19 protein-coding genes and 3 pseudogenes are annotated in these 16,518 nt (G+C 43.5%); 8 read left to right on the top strand and 14 right to left on the bottom strand.

Annotated features, from left to right (window positions below; genetic code table 11):
* Nucleotides 1–132 precede the first annotated feature (132 nt).
* A complete protein-coding gene (locus tag AC0YN6_RS26200; RefSeq protein ID WP_475750652.1) occupies nt 133–960 on the bottom strand; it encodes a sugar phosphate isomerase/epimerase family protein in 828 nt (275 codons plus the stop codon).
* A gap of 13 nt (nt 961–973) precedes the next feature.
* Nucleotides 974–2,173, bottom strand: coding sequence for a Gfo/Idh/MocA family protein (locus tag AC0YN6_RS26195; protein WP_475750650.1), 1,200 nt, complete (start codon nt 2,171–2,173; stop codon nt 974–976).
* A gap of 137 nt (nt 2,174–2,310) precedes the next feature.
* Between AC0YN6_RS26195 and AC0YN6_RS26190 the strand changes: the two genes are divergently transcribed.
* A complete protein-coding gene (locus tag AC0YN6_RS26190) occupies nt 2,311–3,162 on the top strand; it encodes an AraC family transcriptional regulator (protein WP_475750649.1) in 852 nt (283 codons plus the stop codon).
* A gap of 127 nt (nt 3,163–3,289) precedes the next feature.
* A complete protein-coding gene (locus AC0YN6_RS26185) occupies nt 3,290–3,568 on the top strand; it encodes a DUF2277 domain-containing protein (protein WP_475750714.1) in 279 nt (92 codons plus the stop codon).
* Between the two features lie 34 nt (nt 3,569–3,602).
* On the opposite strand, the gene AC0YN6_RS26180 is transcribed toward AC0YN6_RS26185, so the two are convergent.
* The gene (locus AC0YN6_RS26180; RefSeq protein WP_475750647.1) at nt 3,603–3,881 is read right to left on the bottom strand and encodes a hypothetical protein; all 279 of its coding nucleotides are present in this window, start codon (nt 3,879–3,881) and stop codon (nt 3,603–3,605) included.
* A 184-nt stretch (nt 3,882–4,065) separates the two neighbouring features.
* On the opposite strand from AC0YN6_RS26180, the gene AC0YN6_RS26175 reads away from it, so the two are divergent.
* From AC0YN6_RS26175 to AC0YN6_RS26165, 3 genes and pseudogenes are all read left to right on the top strand, one after another.
* Nucleotides 4,066–4,332, top strand: a complete 267-nt coding sequence (locus AC0YN6_RS26175; protein WP_475750645.1) for a spore coat associated protein CotJA — start codon at nt 4,066–4,068, stop codon at nt 4,330–4,332.
* Nucleotides 4,310–4,576, top strand: coding sequence for a spore coat protein CotJB (locus tag AC0YN6_RS26170; protein ID WP_475750643.1), 267 nt, complete (start codon nt 4,310–4,312; stop codon nt 4,574–4,576). The genes AC0YN6_RS26175 and AC0YN6_RS26170 overlap by 23 nt, the downstream gene beginning before the upstream one ends.
* A 44-nt stretch (nt 4,577–4,620) precedes the next feature.
* Nucleotides 4,621–4,851: pseudogene (locus AC0YN6_RS26165) on the top strand (manganese catalase family protein); the annotation flags it as partial.
* Nucleotides 4,852–4,923: 72 nt separating this feature from the next.
* Here AC0YN6_RS26165 and AC0YN6_RS26160 read toward each other — a convergent pair.
* From AC0YN6_RS26160 to AC0YN6_RS26150, 3 genes are all read right to left on the bottom strand, one after another.
* Nucleotides 4,924–5,076: a hypothetical protein gene (locus AC0YN6_RS26160; protein WP_475750641.1), complete on the bottom strand. Its 153-nt coding sequence runs from the start codon at nt 5,074–5,076 to the stop codon at nt 4,924–4,926.
* A 215-nt stretch (nt 5,077–5,291) separates the two neighbouring features.
* Nucleotides 5,292–5,753: a hypothetical protein gene (locus AC0YN6_RS26155; RefSeq protein WP_475750640.1), complete on the bottom strand. Its 462-nt coding sequence runs from the start codon at nt 5,751–5,753 to the stop codon at nt 5,292–5,294.
* 2 nt (nt 5,754–5,755) lie between these two features.
* Nucleotides 5,756–6,529, bottom strand: a complete 774-nt coding sequence (locus tag AC0YN6_RS26150) for a sigma-70 RNA polymerase sigma factor region 4 domain-containing protein (RefSeq protein WP_475750638.1) — start codon at nt 6,527–6,529, stop codon at nt 5,756–5,758.
* 738 nt (nt 6,530–7,267) lie between these two features.
* Here AC0YN6_RS26150 and AC0YN6_RS26145 point away from each other — a divergent pair.
* Complete coding sequence (locus AC0YN6_RS26145; protein WP_475750637.1) at nt 7,268–7,801, top strand: stalk domain-containing protein; 534 nt, start codon at nt 7,268–7,270, stop codon at nt 7,799–7,801.
* A gap of 290 nt (nt 7,802–8,091) precedes the next feature.
* Here AC0YN6_RS26145 and AC0YN6_RS26140 read toward each other — a convergent pair whose 3' ends face one another.
* The 8 genes from AC0YN6_RS26140 to AC0YN6_RS26105 form a co-directional block, all read right to left on the bottom strand.
* Nucleotides 8,092–8,409, bottom strand: coding sequence for a hypothetical protein (locus tag AC0YN6_RS26140; protein ID WP_475750635.1), 318 nt, complete (start codon nt 8,407–8,409; stop codon nt 8,092–8,094).
* A 2-nt stretch (nt 8,410–8,411) separates the two neighbouring features.
* The gene (locus AC0YN6_RS26135) at nt 8,412–8,846 is read right to left on the bottom strand and encodes a hypothetical protein (protein ID WP_475750633.1); all 435 of its coding nucleotides are present in this window, start codon (nt 8,844–8,846) and stop codon (nt 8,412–8,414) included.
* 467 nt (nt 8,847–9,313) lie between these two features.
* On the bottom strand, nt 9,314–9,502 hold the full coding sequence (locus AC0YN6_RS26130; RefSeq protein WP_475750631.1) for a hypothetical protein: 189 nt from the start codon (nt 9,500–9,502) through the stop codon (nt 9,314–9,316).
* Between the two features lie 76 nt (nt 9,503–9,578).
* Nucleotides 9,579–9,776 carry a YqaE/Pmp3 family membrane protein gene (locus tag AC0YN6_RS26125; protein ID WP_475750630.1) on the bottom strand — a complete coding sequence of 66 codons (198 nt, stop codon included), beginning with the start codon at nt 9,774–9,776 and terminating at the stop codon, nt 9,579–9,581.
* A 2-nt stretch (nt 9,777–9,778) separates the two neighbouring features.
* On the bottom strand, nt 9,779–9,961 hold the full coding sequence (locus AC0YN6_RS26120; RefSeq protein WP_475750628.1) for a hypothetical protein: 183 nt from the start codon (nt 9,959–9,961) through the stop codon (nt 9,779–9,781).
* Between the two features lie 218 nt (nt 9,962–10,179).
* On the bottom strand, nt 10,180–11,325 hold the full coding sequence (locus AC0YN6_RS26115) for a phage major capsid protein (RefSeq protein WP_475750626.1): 1,146 nt from the start codon (nt 11,323–11,325) through the stop codon (nt 10,180–10,182).
* 790 nt (nt 11,326–12,115) lie between these two features.
* Nucleotides 12,116–12,331, bottom strand: coding sequence for a hypothetical protein (locus AC0YN6_RS26110; RefSeq protein ID WP_475750625.1), 216 nt, complete (start codon nt 12,329–12,331; stop codon nt 12,116–12,118).
* 754 nt (nt 12,332–13,085) lie between these two features.
* Nucleotides 13,086–14,594, bottom strand: a complete 1,509-nt coding sequence (locus tag AC0YN6_RS26105; protein ID WP_475750623.1) for a recombinase family protein — start codon at nt 14,592–14,594, stop codon at nt 13,086–13,088.
* A gap of 53 nt (nt 14,595–14,647) precedes the next feature.
* Here AC0YN6_RS26105 and AC0YN6_RS26100 point away from each other — a divergent pair.
* Nucleotides 14,648–14,998, top strand: a pseudogene (locus tag AC0YN6_RS26100) (manganese catalase family protein); the annotation flags it as partial.
* A 569-nt stretch (nt 14,999–15,567) separates the two neighbouring features.
* Nucleotides 15,568–15,819, top strand: a pseudogene (locus AC0YN6_RS26095) (GNAT family N-acetyltransferase); the annotation flags it as partial.
* Nucleotides 15,820–16,518 lie beyond the last annotated feature (699 nt).

Genomic DNA, 16,518 nt, shown 5'->3' with positions numbered 1-16,518 from the left:
GCTAGAATCCGCATTCCATTGCGATTACTGAAACTTGTAATTGAGTGTGTAACAATTTTATTAAGAGAAGGACCACCCCAATGTGTCTGTCCGACATCATAAGGGTGGTCCTTTTATCAGCTTTAGTTCATATTACTGCCATTCTATTCCGTGTTTCTTGAGTAATGCCGTAAGCGCATGAATAGCCGTTAATACTCGATCTGGGTCGCTTGCATTCGGGAGAAAGTGATGGAGATGGGGCTCTACGGATAAAAAACCAGCATAGCCGCGTTTCTGCATTTCAATTAATAAAGACTCAAGTCCGCCTTCACCTGTACCAGCAGGTACGAACTGCCGAGGGTTGGAAATAGCATCCTTGATGTGAATATATTTGATTTGAGAAACAACCTTTGGGAAGGCCTGCAGCATAGGATCGATCCCTTCCATCACATAGTTCCCCGGATCAAAAGCGAACTTGATGAAGGGGGACTGGCAATGCTCCATAATTTCCATACCGCCATCATATGTGCTGCCATACATACCGCTATCATTTTCAAGTATTAAGATGACTTCACTTTGTGCTGCTATTTCCACGAGCTGCGCCATTCGCTGCAATACTTCCTCCCGGAAGTTCTCCTTTGGTTCATTCTCGGGGATAAAATAAGAGAAAATACGGATGTATGGTGTTTTCAAGATGTGAGCCGCTTGAATGGCCCGTTTAAGAGCCTCCAATTGAGGTTCGTTTGACGACGTAATCGGATATTTGCCAATTGGGGAGGCAATGGATGACACAGAAAATCCTCTGCTCTCGGTGATATGATGAAGCTGCTGAAGCTCCTCGGTGCTGAGATCAAGCACGTTTTTACCCCAAACGCTGCGGATCTCGAGATTGCTGAGCCCCACTTGCTCAAGCAGATCCAGCTGCTCCTCTAGAACAGAGGAGATTTCGTCTGCAAAACAGGTTAACTTAACAGGTGTCATCGTTTCAGCCTCCTTATGCTTTGCTTCCAAAAGATTTAGACATATCTTCGTCCTGAGGAACGGGCTTTAATTGTTTTTTTACAAATTTAGAGTTCGCAGCCAAATCCTTGAGCTTTGCCTCGAACATATCGGTGTCGAACGGTACTTTTATGGTTTGTCCGGTGAAGGAGGACAGCATAATGCCGTTTGCTAATACGAGTGAACGGGGACCTTCCCATCCTTCTGCAACTAGTTGTCCAGTTCCGGTCAGTAAACGGTTGAAAAACTTTGACGCTACATATAGGTGTGCGTTTTGATCCTGCACTGTGTCCACTGCAATTTCGATGCGTTCGGATTTCATATCACTGAAGCGCTGATCGGTTTCATTGGAATATTTCAGCATAGAAATTGGATTTTTAGTGAAGACGAGACGTCCTTCCTCCAATACGAGCTTTCCATTTTCCCCGATAATCTCCATCCGATTCGTTCCAGGAAGTTCGGCAGTCGTTACGATTAAATGCCCGATCATGCCATTGTCATGCTCAAAATAAGCGGTTACCTCATCTTCGACCTCAATATCATGGTATTTTCCAATATGAGCATGTCCAGAAATGAGATTAGGTAAGCCGAATAACCATTGGTACATATCTAGCGTATGCGGGCATTGATTCGTCAAGATGCCGCCGCCTTCACCCGCCCACGTAGCACGCCAATCTCCACTATCATAATAAGTCTGACTGCGGAACCATTCCGTATGAATCCAGGTTGCTCGTGTTAATCGGCCAAGCTCGCCACTCTCGACGATCTCTTTCACTTTGCGATAGTAGGGGAGAGTACGTTCCTGAAACATAAGACCGAACACCAATTCTGGATATTGCTGCTTAGCGCTTTCATATGCAGCCAACATGCGATTGGCGTCATTCAAATGTACAGCTATCGGTTTTTCACATAAAACATGAATGCCGCGCTTGAACGCTTCAATGGCGATGGTTGGATGATCGAAATGAGGCACGGCTATTATAATGGCATCAAGTTCAGCCTGTTCAAGGAATTCCTGAAAGTTGTAATAGGCGTTAGTCTTATATTGTTCGGCCATGCTGTCTGCTTTTTCTTTGATTAGATCGCACACGCCGGCAAGTTTGACCTGATCAATGGATTGCAAATATTTTAAATGTGTACCGCCGCCTATTGCTCCGAGACCAATGATTCCGACATTCAAAGGTTTTGTATTCATCAACTATTCCTCCGTATCCTCAAATGAAAAAATGACGTATCTTCTTTCTCATTGTAGAATGAATGAATCACAACTTCTTTGGAATTTTTGCTGAAAAAGTTGGAATTATTGCTATTTAGCAATTGGAGGGGCATAGGTTGTTAGAGCAGTATTTGGATCGAATAGACCAGTTCGTTAAATATATGCATGTCACGAAGACCGTACATAATATTGATTTTCATCTGCATGCGGGATGTGAGATTTATTTTCTTATTCAGGGTGACGTGCGTTATTTCGTAGAAAAGGCAGTGTATCCACTGCAATATGGGGATCTGATTATTACGAACGAGCATGAAATCCATAAACCTTCGTTTTCTTCTAGTGAAAGGTATGAAAGAATAACAATCGAATTCGATCCGATGATGGTCAAAGCATTTTTGACTGCGGATTATAATCCATTAGCATGCTTCTATAATCGTCCTCAAGGAAATCAGAATAAATTATCGCTCACCCCAAAAGAAACTTCACAGCTCATGGAGCTGTTTATGAAATACGAGAGTCTTGACCGGAATCGCGCAGGGAGCGCAGCCGTATTAAAGCTAACCTGCATGATGGAGCTGCTCATTACGATTAATGATCTTTATCACAAGCAGAAGCATACAAGCAACGAAATGGATCTTCACCATAAATTAACTCCGATACTTGATTATATCGAGCTGCATTTACATGAGGATTTGTCATTAAGTGAGCTGGAACGTCGTTTTTTTATCAATAAATACTATTTGCTGCGGCAATTCAAGCACTATACCGGCAGTACCGTTCATGAGTATATCGTGTCTAAGCGGGTATCGCTGGCGAAGAAATATTTATCAGAGGGAGTTGGAGTGCTGGAAGCCTGTATGCGCTGCGGCTTCAACGATTATTCAAGCTTCCTTCGTATGTTTAAGAAAAAAACAGGCGTGCAGCCGAAAGAGTACCAAAAAGGTGTTCGAACGGGAAGGATTGATTGATCAAAAAGATGAACAGAAAGGGATTAGAACTTTTTTTTGTTGAAAAGCGCCATAAGAGAGGCTATCATCGAGGATAACTGGTTTACACTATCATTATTGAAAAAACAGTTTAGGAAGGAAGAGCATGATGTGCCGAAATATTAAAACATTATTTAACTTTGATCCTCCAGCTACCGAAGAGGAGATAGAAGCTGCATCACTTCAATTTGTTAGAAAGCTTTCGGGTTATCATACGCCATCCAAAGCGAACGAGGAAACATTTCATCTTGCAGTGAAGGAAGTTGCTGCAGTAGCCCAGAAGTTGTTGGACTCCTTAGTTACTCAAGCAGAGCCGCGGGATCGTGAGGTTGAGCTGGAGCGTGCCCGTGCCAGATCTGCAAAAAGGTTCGGTACAGCGGAATCCTAAATGGATGAGCTTGCTCATGCTTTATCATACTTGATTACGATAGAGCCGATTTGGCTATTTTCCAATCTTCATGAGCAAGCTGTACTCTTTTCCATAGCTCATCTTGTTCTATGCTAGTATAGTTAATCAGTTGTTCATTAAATACCTCGCCCAAAACTTCCAGCCAGTGTGATTTATTGTTAATTTCAGACTGTCGTATCCCGTTAATGTCCCTTTCACTCCAAATGCAGCCTCTCAGTTCCTGTCGCATGTCTATTCCTAATAAGAAACATATCAATCCAAGGTGATTCCAAGGATCGGCTGTAATGCTCATGCTTCGGCATAAACTCTTCCAAATCAGTCAGTACATCAGGGTCGAAATCAACTCCGATATAGGAAGCGGAAGGGTCATGCTCAATAATACTGAAAGGCAAGATCTGTGCTGGTACAGATTTTTTTCATGAATGAATGTAGAGACATGATGGTCAAGTTCCGCCACATATACATATTGGAAGAGCATGTCGAGAGGAGGCATCATTGTGGACAATCAAGTCCGTTTTTATAAACCATTTATTGGTCCGTTTGATCCCTGTCCGCCCATAAGAGTAAAGAGCTACAGTACCCCGCCACAATTGTTCATCAACTTTCAACCGCCCAATTTACCTCAATTCTCCGCTTTTGAAGCATTGAAATATGGCACCCTTTGGCCAATGCTGTATAGCTCCTATAATTCAAATAATGTCAGACAAGAAGAAGGTGTTGATGTTGAGCGTGATCCTGGATGAGGAGTATTACAAGCTGCTGCATGATTTGCAGGCGGTTGATTTCGTATTGGTAGAGCTGAATTTATATTTGGATACCCATCCAACAGATGTGAACGCGATACAGCAATATAATCACTTTGCACAGTTAAGACAACCCATCGTGCAGCTTTATGAGTCGAAATATGGACCTTTGAAAAACTTCGGTCAAAGCTTTTCCGGAACTCCTTGGTCTTGGAATGATACGCCTTGGCCTTGGCAGGTATAAATAATGGATTTGGCTGATATGTACTATTAAAGGAGGCACTGTACATGTGGGTTTATGAGAAAAAACTGCAATATCCTGTTCGCGTAAGTAAATGCGATCCAATGATGGCTAAATTTCTAATGGAGCAATATGGCGGTGCGGACGGTGAGCTTGCGGCAGCGCTTCGTTATTTAAACCAACGGTTCACGATTCCTGATAAAGTCATCGGATTACTAACTGATATAGGCACGGAAGAATTCGCTCATCTTGAGATGATTTCAACGATGATCTACAAATGAATCAATACCAATATGCAACCATGTAAATGGGCAAAGAAAAAGGACAACAGCCATTTAAGCCTTTGCCCCTTATTTCCAAAATGACGGCAAACCCATTGCCACCTCGATGAACTTCTTCATATCCAATTCCCCCACGTTTGTAGCCTTTCCAATGCCCTCCACGGTTACGGTCTTGTTCTCATCATCTATGACTTGTGGTTCGATTACTTGCTGTTCTTCCATGATGTATAACCCCTCTCACGATGTTGGATAATACAGGGTATGAGTGACTCAGATTGTCCGATTCTCACCCCTGATTACATAAGGAACAACAGGAGGGGAAACTCACAATTGGGTTGATCAAAATTCCCTTATAACCTCTAAAGGAAGATCAATCGGTTAATCCACAACGTACACACAAAAGACCCCCAACCAATGAATGGAAGGGGGCATCCTGTTTACCAAAGGTTGCACTGACCGCAACGGCATTGGAAGTGAATGCTATTGACCAACGCATAAGGGCTTAACCAGTGCTCTTGACCGCTCGGGCAAGTGAAGAGGTACTTCTCTTTCAAACCCTTGAGAACGCCCTTGGAGAAGTTCAGCGGCTCTTCTTGTGTCATGCGTTTCTTCTTGATGATGGCTTCAAACTGCTTGATCATCTTCTCGTGACCGTGAAGGGTCATAAGCTGACAATGCTTGCAACCAGTTTTCTTGTTTACAAAGTTGTTGGGGACGATCTCAATGTCATGCCCATTGTTGCAACGTCCTTTGATCTTCTCAGAAGTCGAATGGAATGCACCGACCAAAGTATATTCTGTTTCTTCCAAGCGATTGACCAGTTTGTCAACCGCTCCTACAACTCTGACGTTATCCATGTTCACCGAATTGATCACTTTGATTCCACGATAGTTTTGCATTTTTATTTTCCCCCTTGGTTTTGTTCTTGCTCTTTGATTAGTTGCCATCTTGGAACTGGTAGGTTCTTCTCAGTTGGATGCTGTCCCTTGAGTGGTTCTGCGATTGAATACCGCTTGTACGGTGTGTAGTACATATGGTGCTGTTTGTCGTTCTCGTATTCCCATTCTCTCGGCTGTGGCACTGGTTCTTCATCTCCTGACCAAATAATAAGACCGTCAACGATTTGACCGTGACGGACTGGTTGAACTGCTGTATATGATTTATGGAATGCTATACGCTCTCTCAGATCGTCTGTCATGCAATTACCATGTAACGGCTTGTAATCACCTAACGCCCAACGGATTGAATCGTATTCAGAAGGACTGAGATACTTCTGCAAGCGTGTCACAGCCTGTCTAAGGCTTGTCCCCACGTTCTGACGCTGTAACCCTTCCTCATTCGCAATCTCTTGCCGTGTTAATCCTGCGGCGTAATAGAGACCAAGTAGCTTGTACTGATGTGGGAACTTGGCGAATATCTTTTCGAACTTCTCTTGCAACTCAAGGGGAATGCTTTGAACCCCTGATCGCTGCCCCTGACGCTTGGACTGAACAAAGTCTGTCAGCGTGTTGGTAACGCCACCTGACCCGATCTTGACCATATCGGGACGCTCATATTTCCAATGGAAGATGATGTCTCCATTTTTAGATTTTCGAACCGATGGGTTCAAGGCTTCTCTGCGGGCTGTTTCGATTTCGGAATGAAGTTGTGCAATGGATTTGTTTACGTTCGTCATGTTATATCTCTCCCTTGGTGTGTATAAATTCTCGATTTATTAAATGAACAAAATGAAAACCCCCGATCAGGTCAGGGGTGGGTGTTAGTTGCTTTTCGACTCTGTGTAAATCCTAGCGATCAAAACGTCTAGGTAATGGCTCATTGCACGTTTGTCAGCTTTAGCCAACTCTCGTAATTTCTCGTGAGACTCTTTACTGATGCGTACCAACTTGATGTCCTCCATGTGCTCACCGCCTTTTAGTAGATTTGAAATTAATGTTCATCTTTAACCGTGTAAGTCAACCGTTTTTGACCCTTTTCTTCCAAATTAGGAAAAAAGTTAATACTAAATTTATCCACAACATCTAAAGGAATGCTCCGAGCGATTTTCACAGTTATATAAGGCAAATTCCTCAGGAAACTCACAAAGCGGTCTGTCAGATGCCCTCAGATCGATCAAAGGATTGGAAGCAAGGCAATGGTACGGCTCGATTTGTTAGAGAGCATGAAAAAAAACCCAAAGGGCTTCTTCTAGCTTTTCTTAAGCATTTAATCATATAATCAAGTAGGTTAAAGAATTAAGTGCTAGGGGGAAATGCGTTAGAGCGATTTGAAAATTAAACTGATACAGGTGAAAGAAATGATTATACTGGTGATGAACAAGGATGATCGATCGGTATGTCCTGACCCTGAATCGATAGATGATTAACCCATCCACCAACTAACCCCAAACTAACAACAAGAGGAGAAATGTCAAATGAAAAAGCAAATGATCGCAATGACAGCAACAGCACTGGTAGTAGGAATGTTCGCAGGTTCGGCAGTTGAAGCAGGTTCGGTATTGAAGCTGTTCGTCAATGGCACACAGTCGTATGCACCAACCAAGGTAATCAACGGCACTACATACGTTCCCGTTCGTGAGGTATCGAAGACGCTTGGTCAGAACGTGGAGTATGTAAAGGGTACGAACACTGTGTATATCGGGTCTAAGCATATTAGTAATCAGAAAGCCTATGAGATTGCGGTTAAGGCGTTTTCCAAGAAGAAGGAATGGGTTGATATTCTTGCCCACAAAGGTAACCCTGACTTCCATCAGGGGGGAGGAACAGTTACGTGGGTGGACGATACCACCTTCAAGGTATTAATAACCAACAGCTATGGTTCAACCGATGCTAATGGTAACACAGGACTGATGGAGACGCTGACTCAAGCCACGTTCACTAACAAGAACGGCACATGGAATATGGGCGGGACATTCTACTTCCAAAGTGGAATCAATGAGCCACACTGATCCCCCCACCCCTTTCAAATGAATTAAGGCACTGGGGGGTCATTTCAAAAATCAAATTGAGAAATTATCCCCAATCATTCACCGACCATTCGCCAAGTGCGGGTGGTCTTTTTTTTGTGTGCAAAAATGCCACAACGCTTTCCTGAATGTGTTGTCAGATGGATTGTAAGCGATTTGTTTGGAACACCGTGGGCAATGGTACACCTCGATTTGTTAGAGGGCATAAGAAAAAGCCCATCCACTAGGGAAAGGGCTTATGACAGGGAATGTGCTCTTATTGACCAATCTTGTTACTGAGCCTTCCAAGCGATGATATAGCGGTCTGCCGCTTCGTCAGTCGCCTTGTATTGCTCCTTGAACCAAGCCCTCACAAGGGTTTCCTTATCCTCGTCAGAGAGCCGCTTATGGGCTTCTAAACGCTCTTGCCATTCCTTGGTTTCTCGTTGACTACGTTCCTTACTTAGCCGTTCACGTTCTGCTCTCTGTGTTGGCGTTTCCTTGGCTCTTGCTTCGTCCCGCTTACGAAAGTCCGCTATGATCGCTTTTAGAACATCCTGTTCAGCCTTGAACCCCTGCTTGTGCAATGCCATTGCCTGTTGCTTGTTCATAATCAGACCGCCTTTAGATTGGATTTTGTATGTTGTTGTCCTGCAAATAGAACGGCTTCAAACTCGTCAACCGCTGTGTCAATAGCGTTGGTAATGTTCAACACTTTGCGAACGATCTTTATCGACTTCTCCAACTCGGAAACATCCTTGCGATAGACTGGGTCAGCGTGAAGGGATAGATCGTCTTTCACCTTGTCCAACTGCTGTCTATATTGATCTTGAAGATTGCTATACTCGATCAGGACAGGAAAGAATGACTCGTCCCATCGTGTATAGAACTTGTACTTGAAGATCAGATATTGTACCAACTCGTTGTCCGTCTCGGAAGAAAGCTGTTCAGCGTACTGGATACATTCTTGTTCATACTCTTGCTTGTGTCTGCGTACAGTGTTGGGAATATCACCTGTACAGAGTAGTAACGGCTTGTAAATAGCCATGTAAATAACCTCCATTTATCAATTTTACGGCTCGTGAAAATTTTCATTTATAAGTTCTTTTTCGCCTTGCTAAGTAGTAGCGGTGTCCGCTCAAGGGGTGGAAATCGATGGAAAAACAGGGGGGCGGTTGAAAAATGGAAGGAAGAGGAAAGGTATTGCATTACATATGGATTGGCAACGATTGACAATGATATGCCCCCAGTCCTGACCAAAGAAGGGACAACGACTGTCCCTGTGTGTGCCACCCTATCCCCCTGTGCCTTTGTTGGACACACATGGTACATGAGTAAGCACACACAATGAACACATACAATAGTACACATACAAATGACCTGACCCTTACCCTATACCCCTAACCCTGATACGTTCAACGGCTCGGTCTATTGCTTGCTTGTGTAACTCGGTATTGTATTCAAGAGCAATACTTGTGACCAACGAACTGATCAAACAACAACCCAGTATGAGCACTACCATCCCGATACACCCCAATCCGTTTCATAATCGTCAACGCAATCCTCGTCATACTCTTCCCAACCAAAATCTGTGTCAGGCTCTTGCTCAGGCTCGTGTCCTGTGTTGTCCTGCTCTTGCCCACGATCTTGCTCGAATAGTTCACGCTCATTCACGATCTGTCTAATGTTGATTAACTGTATCATTCAAAAGACCTCCTAATGATTGATTTGAGAACCCCACCTATTTGTTCATACCCTCGATTGGTCTAGCTGTTTCCATTTATTTTGCCCCCTTGATTGCGTCGATTAGTTTGTTGTTGCGTTGATCTGCCTTGTACTGATTGACAACAATAATGGCGTGAATTATGGAAGGAACATAGAAGAAAGGCAAGAGCAAAAGATTCAAAAAGAACTGACCCCATTTACCGATGAATAGAAGTGCCAACGGTGGGCAAAGTATGGCAATAAGTGTCAACATTATTAAACCTCCCGATTCTGTTGTCGGACGTATTTTTGTTTCACAATGGCATTAACGTGTGGACGAGTGACCCCGAACTCTCTTGCAAGGGATGCTTGCTTTTCTCCTGCTTGCCCACGTTTGAATATTTCTCGTACCTGTTCGTCTGTGAGTTTGCAATTACCGTGAATTTTTTTCTGTTCCATTTTCAAATTCTCCCTTTTGTAAATTAGTTTTCTATTGGGTAAAAATAAAAGAAGCCACCCGAAGGTGACCCCTTATGTTTATTCTTCTACTAACTCGATCTCGTTGGGATTGAGCAGGAGAAGGTGTTCAACCTGTTCTGCTGTCAGGTTGTGAACCGTGTCAACATCGAACATACCGAAGTGTGTCATTATGGTGCGTAGGAATCTGACCATCCTGATTACTTACCGATAAGAACAGCAAACTTGGACGGATCGCCAACAACGCTGTCAAGTTCTTGGAAGCAAGTAATACCTGTTTGGTACTCTGCCGCGTAACGCTCAAGCAATACTTTAATCTGTACGCCTGTCGTCATCTTAATATCAACACCGCTGAAATCGCCGTAGTAGATACCACGAGCATTCAGAGCAAGCGTTGCAGGCATTGCGTCAGAGAGCATCACAGGCTTGCCAAACAGCGTCAGACCGCCATCAGCACTAATACCAGTGTCATCACCGTTGATCAACAGTTCACCAGTGGATGCCGTCAGGGAACGAAGAGAAGCCCATACAGAAGGACTCATCAACCATGCACAATTGGCTTGGTGAACCTGTGGAACGCTCAGTTGCAACTTGATCAAGTCTGTGACGTTCTTAGCGTCAATAACTGCCGTAGCTGCGTTAGTGGATGTTGCCGAGTTAGTAACACCCGATTTCAAGCCTTTCAGCTTTGCACCAGTCTCGTTCATGATTTCACCCTCAAGGAACAATGCAAGGGACAAACCGATTTGACGAATGATGATAGGTACAACGTCAATGTCAGCACGATTGATCAAAGAGTTCGAAATCTTTGTCAGGCTACCCACAATGAAATTGGACAATTTTGGTCCTGCGAATGCACCGTTGCTGTCAGCGACTGCCGTGCCTTCTGTCACGTATTGGAACACGTTTGCCGTGTAGTCATACGATGGAAGTTGAAGGTCACCCGATACGTTCCAAATAGTAGCCTTGGCAACCAGTGGGGATACGTTCTTTGCAACCTCTACAATGCGGTTTGCAATGGATAGGGGGATCACTACGCCATTGCTTCCAGCAGTCATACCACCAGTTGCACGGGCTTCTTTCACCAGTGTCAGGAATGCGGATTCGTCTGCCTTGCGTTGTTCAACAGTCTGTTCTTGTTTCGATGGAATCATTGGTTGATTGCTCCTTTGTTCTTCATAGTTTTGTAGTTGCTCGTCAATACTCTTGATCTCGTCACGAATAGCGTGGATGCGTTTGGACTCGGTTGCAGAGATGTTGCGTTTCTCATACTGTGCCGAGTTTACAAAGCGTTCCATCTCGTCAATGAGATCGTTGCGTTGTTCCTTTAGTGCCTTTTCGTTCACTTGCTCGTCCTCCTTGGGGATATGGATTTATGGTTTCTTGCTATGCGATTGTCGGATGCTATTTTTTGTTTGAAGTTGTAATAGAACGGAAAATAACCCTGACAACGCCCTACACGTTGACAAGGTTTTGACCCACTCTTTTGACAGCCCAACACGCTCAGGGGAAAGCTGATTTGTTGGAGTGTCAAAAGAAAGGGTGACGGATATTTTGTCGTTGTGGAATCCGTCAAGACCACGTACACGATTTTTACTATTGTGGCTCGTGCTTCTACCACGTACCAGTTTTTCAAAGGAGTGGGAACTGACTAACCACCTGAGTTTTTTCTGAATGTGGCGAACTCTACCACATCTAGCTATCGTGCTAGCAACGCTAATTGAAAAACGCTTTTGACCTCTCGGCATCGAGGAAATGGAAGTAACCTGAGTTAGAGAAGAAATCAAAGTTTGATGCAACACCTCAACCGAGGGGGAAGAGGTTTTTGGAAAATGGAAGTAGTCAAAGTAGAGTGCAACCTCACCGAGTTGCCATTGACTGACCTTCTGATCAACTTGCTGAAGGCTGACCAGTAACGCATTCACAACGAACGATACAGCACATTCGTCCAATGAATGTACAACCAACCGAATGGTAAAAGTGAACAACAACCACCTGAGGAGGGAGGTTTTGTCACCTACCTTTTGATTGGATTTGTTGCAATTGCTTGCAACCTGTGAGCCACGAATTGACAACGGCAACGAAGTGCCTTGGAACTCATGACCCAAGTGGTTGAAAGCAATTTACCATTCGATCTCAGGAGCACCGTGCTTGCGTTGGTTCTCGGTTGATCGTGGCAACAATTCGTTTCTCATCTTTGATCAATTGTTCATTGATTGCGACAAGAACGGCACGGCGAAGAAACTCACTTGTATCAAGGTGGGGACGTTGTGCAAAGAACTTGCCAATAAATTCCCGATCACGATGATCAAGGATTCTCGCTGTGGTATAACGGTTGTGTCGTGGTCTCATTTGTGTTTACCTCCTGTTTTGATTTTTATATGAGTCGTTCTGAATGTGAAAAAGGATGGGGAAGGTGCGAATCACTCAACCCCGATGTAAGAAACACACACTTAGAGGATGTAAGAGAGCATGACGTTCTCTCCTACGAACTTAACCAAATAACGAATGGAGTTTTGGACAAGATTGGGCAAAAGATTTGAAAAAGATTTGAACAGGGATGTGCCCACGACTTGCCCCGACTTGGACAATGGGGAAGGGGGATGGGTTACATTATTGGGAGGAATTGGTTACATTGCGTTTTTCATTTTGTAACCCTTTTTGAAACCGCTGAAACACTTGGGGCTGTAAGGGAAAAGGAAGATATAGTAAGGGAGTTACATAAAGTAACCATATTATTTAAGAAAAAATGTATTATAGAGAGACTTGAAAAGAGAGACACCGTAGGGACAGTTTCACAAGGATTTAAGGTTACTTTGTGTATTTGGTAACTCGATCTCTTGAAGTCCATGGGAGAGTAGGGGTTCAGCGGTTGCAAAAAGTGTAACCGAGAAAAAACTCATTTGTAATTTTGGTGGAATTGTGTAGAAATGAGCGGAAGGAGAGTATAAAAAAAGGATAGTAAGAGTGGATGCTCCTACTACCCTTTGTAATGTATCTTGAACATGGAAATTAGGATTTGGGCTTCTTCTTTAGAATCTTGATACTGGCGGCTATGAGTGCAATGTTCGGCTTATTTGCTGTGACGATAACCACGTTGTTTCACCTACCCTTTGTAATGTATTTTAATCTCCATCGCTGCTTTGTGATCTCCAACCCTCTTGTATTCAACATGGTCAATGAGAGAGGTGAGAAGGTGGTTGACCTCTTTGGTTTCCAGTTCTGCCGTACCTGTCAACAGTCTTTTTAACCTGTCCAAGACAGCCTGTAACGTGTCCACCTGATCGTCCTGCTCCTTGGTGTCCAATCTTTCCAGTTGTGTCTCTGTATGTTGTCTGTGAGCCTTTAATTGTTTGATCTCTTTTTGAGCTTCATCCTCATTGTATATCTCCGCAATAAAGCCCTGTTGTACCTTTTTAATCTGTTGATCAATCCTCTTGATCGTAGCTGTCAGGATGGCTTTCTCATCGGCAGGATTGGACTCGTCTGCTTTCATGTTGTTCTTTACGTCCTTAAGGTATTGTTCCAACCTGTCAACATACTGGGAAAAGATTTTGAAAAACACTGTCTCAAAATGGTCTAGCTTAACACCCTTGTTCACACAGACGGTATAAGTTCCGTCCTCTGCGTAAATCCTAGTTTGACAAGATGTGACCCTGAGTTCTTTGCCCTTTCTTCTTTGAAAGCTGTGGGTCGTACCGCAGAGAGAACACCTGATCAAACCAGTAAAGTTAACCTTTCCTATCCTAGCTGATGGGGGCTTGGTCAATCTTCCTTCTCTAATGACCTTCGCTGTGTCCCAATCCTCTACAGATACAATCGGCTCATGAGCGTTTTCCATAACGATCTGTTCAGCCGCGTCGGTCTTAAACTGTCTAGCCGCACCTGATGGCTTTTTACTCGTTTTGGACAGCTTCGTCTTTCCGTAGATGACAGTACCTTTATAAACTGGGTTAGCTAGTACCACGGATATTCTCGCCTTGTTCCATTGTGAGCCGCTAGGGGTTAGAATGCCCTCTAGTTCAAATATTCTTTCAATGTCAGTAGATGTTTTCCCCGATAGATAAAGAGCGAATATCCTTTTAATAATAGGAGCATGTTCATCAAGATGCAATTTCTTGGATTTGTGGTCATAGCTGTACCCCACAGGAGTCTTGCCGCCAACCCAGTTTCCTTCTTTGGCTGACTGCCGCTTACCTCGCACCAACCTTTTCTTGATGTTGAGATACTCCTGCTTTGCTACAACGGACATCATATCATCTTCTTGAGTGCTGTAATCGTACACCTTAGAGGTCGTTACAACCTGTACGCCATAGTTGGTAAGGATTTCTTTAATCTGACCAAAGCCGCCCGTATTCCTGCTTAACCTATCTTGGTCAGTAATGACAATAGCATCATACTCGTAGGTCTGTACCTTGGCAAGCATTTTATTGAGTTCGGGTCTGTTGATGTCCTGAGATGAACCCACCTCGGAGAACACTTCAAATTCCCAATCGTTGTTTACGCACATTTCTACAAGGATGCTAAGTTGTCTTTGTAATATTTCATCAGTTTCGTCAGGTCTGCTCTTTCGGCTGTAGACCGCCACTTTCTTGATCTTGCTCAAGTGTTTCACCCTTCCGTAAAATGACTCTGTAAGGGCAGTATAACATAGATAGCATTTTGGTGTCGATCTATAAGCTAACTAAGGATGCAACACCGGATCAATTAAAAGCAGCTGGGCTCGGCGCACATTATGTGGCTCATGACAGCGCCTTGTTCTACGAGAACGCGGGGGGCGTTCCGTTTACGGCTGCCTACATTCAAGCGAAAGGCGATCCCATTGCGGATCTCTATGAGGATATTGCGGCGGAAGAGAAGGCGAGGGCGACGTATCAATGGCTCATTGACATGACGGACGACGTCGATCTCCAGGACAGCTTGAAATTTCTGCGGGAGCGGGAGATTGTGCATTCGCTGCGGTTTAGGGAAGCGGTGGAGATACTTAAGGAAAAGCGGGATGAGAAGATATTTTATTAGAGGGAACCTCTCTGCAGCGATGACTGGCTGTGGGGAGGTTTTTTATTTGCTCTTGATATTAAGCAAATGGGCAGGTTGCATCAACGGCAATTGTTCAGATTAATTCGGGTATAATGAGAAATAAACCAAAATGTTAAGTTGAATATCAATGCCAAGGTTAGGAGGGGATTGTTATACAGTTTACTTATCTTCGGAGTATCGGTTCAATAACGATTGTTCTCGGACTGCTGTATTTTCCGCCGATATTACAATATTTTTTCAGTTTAGAATCAACACCACTTGGAGGTATATGGTTTCTCGTACAATCTTTCATGGGGGCGGCGTTATGTTCGAAAGAATGGCTCGTCAACAGAAAGATAGTTAAGTACCTTTTGCTTGGAAACCTTGTCTATCAGGTGATATGGAGTTTGCTTCTTTTTGACTATGTAGTACATGTTCATGACAGGTTATTACGAATTATCCCTTATTCGTTGCATTTATTTTTAGTTATCCTTATTGGTGTGTATTTAATAATGTATCATAAGAAACCAGACAGCAGCGTGTTCAACTAACGGAAAGGATAGTTCGGTGACGGAACAAAGATAGAGATGCTATTCGTAGACCCCAAATATCATGGAAGGGGTATAGGCAGTCGACTGATAAAACATGCCGAAAAAGTCAAAGGCAGCAATCTCCAAGTTGATGTGAATGAGCAAAATGAAGGAGCATACACATTCTATAAACGGTTTGGTTTTGTACAGACAGGACGATCGGAACTAGACAGTTCTGGACGACCTTTTCCTCTACTGCATCTAATATTAAAAAGTTACGCTAACGGATAACGATAGTTCAATAAACCAGCGGCAATCTAGGACCCAATCCAAGTCTGCCGCTGGTTTATTACTTAGGTAGTCTAATACTTATTTAAGAGGACTGGGTGCTTTTCTAAAGGCTCTGATCCTGCCCGTGATAGAACCATACGACGGCCAGCGTTCCGGATAGTAGAAAGAGACGGCTGAAGCGGATGAGGCAATTGATGACTTTCGGGCGTTTCTTAGCGAACTGCCTTAAAGCGTCGGATTGGAAAGTTCACCACTTTCGATCTCTCCGATAATGGTAAAGCCTCTCTGATGCGGAATATTCAACTTTAGACATGAAAATGCTCCCCTCATCGCAGTAGGTTTTTTATTATTTCACATGTCTACTATTTGGGGAGCAAATCAAATAGGATAGACTTTTTGCCTTGTTTAATTCATACTCTAATGTAAATCTAATAGTCAAATCGTACTTTGTGCTTAGATATAGTACGGTGAACCGTATCACAAGTGATGGTAGAGCAAAAGATAGAATTAAAAGTAGATGCCTGTGTGGCGATGTTTTCGGACAAGGGTTCAAATCCCCTCGCTTCCACCAAGTAAATCCACAACCGCAAGTGAACTGCACCCCAATTGTTAGACACCATCTAACATTGGAGGTGCATTTTTTTTATGACTAAGTTTAATACAGATGAAAAATTACATGCAGTTATACGTTACCAAAGT

Source organism: Paenibacillus sp. J22P15, assembly GCF_056269345.1.
The sequence above is the reverse complement of the archived record's forward strand: the minus strand, read 5'-3'. Positions and strand labels throughout refer to the sequence as shown.

What these genes read in the sequence shown, in the direction of transcription:
- AC0YN6_RS26120 (WP_475750628.1), bottom strand. Translation starts at nt 9,961, where the DNA reads ATGGAACAGAAAAAAATTCACGGTAATTGCAAACTCACAGACGAACAG.
- AC0YN6_RS26160 (WP_475750641.1), bottom strand. Translation starts at nt 5,076, where the DNA reads ATGGAAGAACAGCAAGTAATCGAACCACAAGTCATAGATGATGAGAAC.
- AC0YN6_RS26175 (WP_475750645.1), top strand. Translation starts at nt 4,066, where the DNA reads ATGTCGAGAGGAGGCATCATTGTGGACAATCAAGTCCGTTTTTATAAA.
- AC0YN6_RS26170 (WP_475750643.1), top strand. Translation starts at nt 4,310, where the DNA reads ATGTTGAGCGTGATCCTGGATGAGGAGTATTACAAGCTGCTGCATGAT.
- AC0YN6_RS26140 (WP_475750635.1), bottom strand. Translation starts at nt 8,409, where the DNA reads ATGAACAAGCAACAGGCAATGGCATTGCACAAGCAGGGGTTCAAGGCT.
- AC0YN6_RS26150 (WP_475750638.1), bottom strand. Translation starts at nt 6,529, where the DNA reads ATGACGAACGTAAACAAATCCATTGCACAACTTCATTCCGAAATCGAA.
- AC0YN6_RS26135 (WP_475750633.1), bottom strand. Translation starts at nt 8,846, where the DNA reads ATGGCTATTTACAAGCCGTTACTACTCTGTACAGGTGATATTCCCAAC.
- AC0YN6_RS26110 (WP_475750625.1), bottom strand. Translation starts at nt 12,331, where the DNA reads ATGAGACCACGACACAACCGTTATACCACAGCGAGAATCCTTGATCAT.
- AC0YN6_RS26155 (WP_475750640.1), bottom strand. Translation starts at nt 5,753, where the DNA reads ATGCAAAACTATCGTGGAATCAAAGTGATCAATTCGGTGAACATGGAT.
- AC0YN6_RS26200 (WP_475750652.1), bottom strand. Translation starts at nt 960, where the DNA reads ATGACACCTGTTAAGTTAACCTGTTTTGCAGACGAAATCTCCTCTGTT.
- AC0YN6_RS26195 (WP_475750650.1), bottom strand. Translation starts at nt 2,173, where the DNA reads ATGAATACAAAACCTTTGAATGTCGGAATCATTGGTCTCGGAGCAATA.
- AC0YN6_RS26180 (WP_475750647.1), bottom strand. Translation starts at nt 3,881, where the DNA reads ATGAGCATTACAGCCGATCCTTGGAATCACCTTGGATTGATATGTTTC.
- AC0YN6_RS26145 (WP_475750637.1), top strand. Translation starts at nt 7,268, where the DNA reads ATGAAAAAGCAAATGATCGCAATGACAGCAACAGCACTGGTAGTAGGA.
- AC0YN6_RS26185 (WP_475750714.1), top strand. Translation starts at nt 3,290, where the DNA reads ATGTGCCGAAATATTAAAACATTATTTAACTTTGATCCTCCAGCTACC.
- AC0YN6_RS26130 (WP_475750631.1), bottom strand. Translation starts at nt 9,502, where the DNA reads ATGATACAGTTAATCAACATTAGACAGATCGTGAATGAGCGTGAACTA.
- AC0YN6_RS26125 (WP_475750630.1), bottom strand. Translation starts at nt 9,776, where the DNA reads ATGTTGACACTTATTGCCATACTTTGCCCACCGTTGGCACTTCTATTC.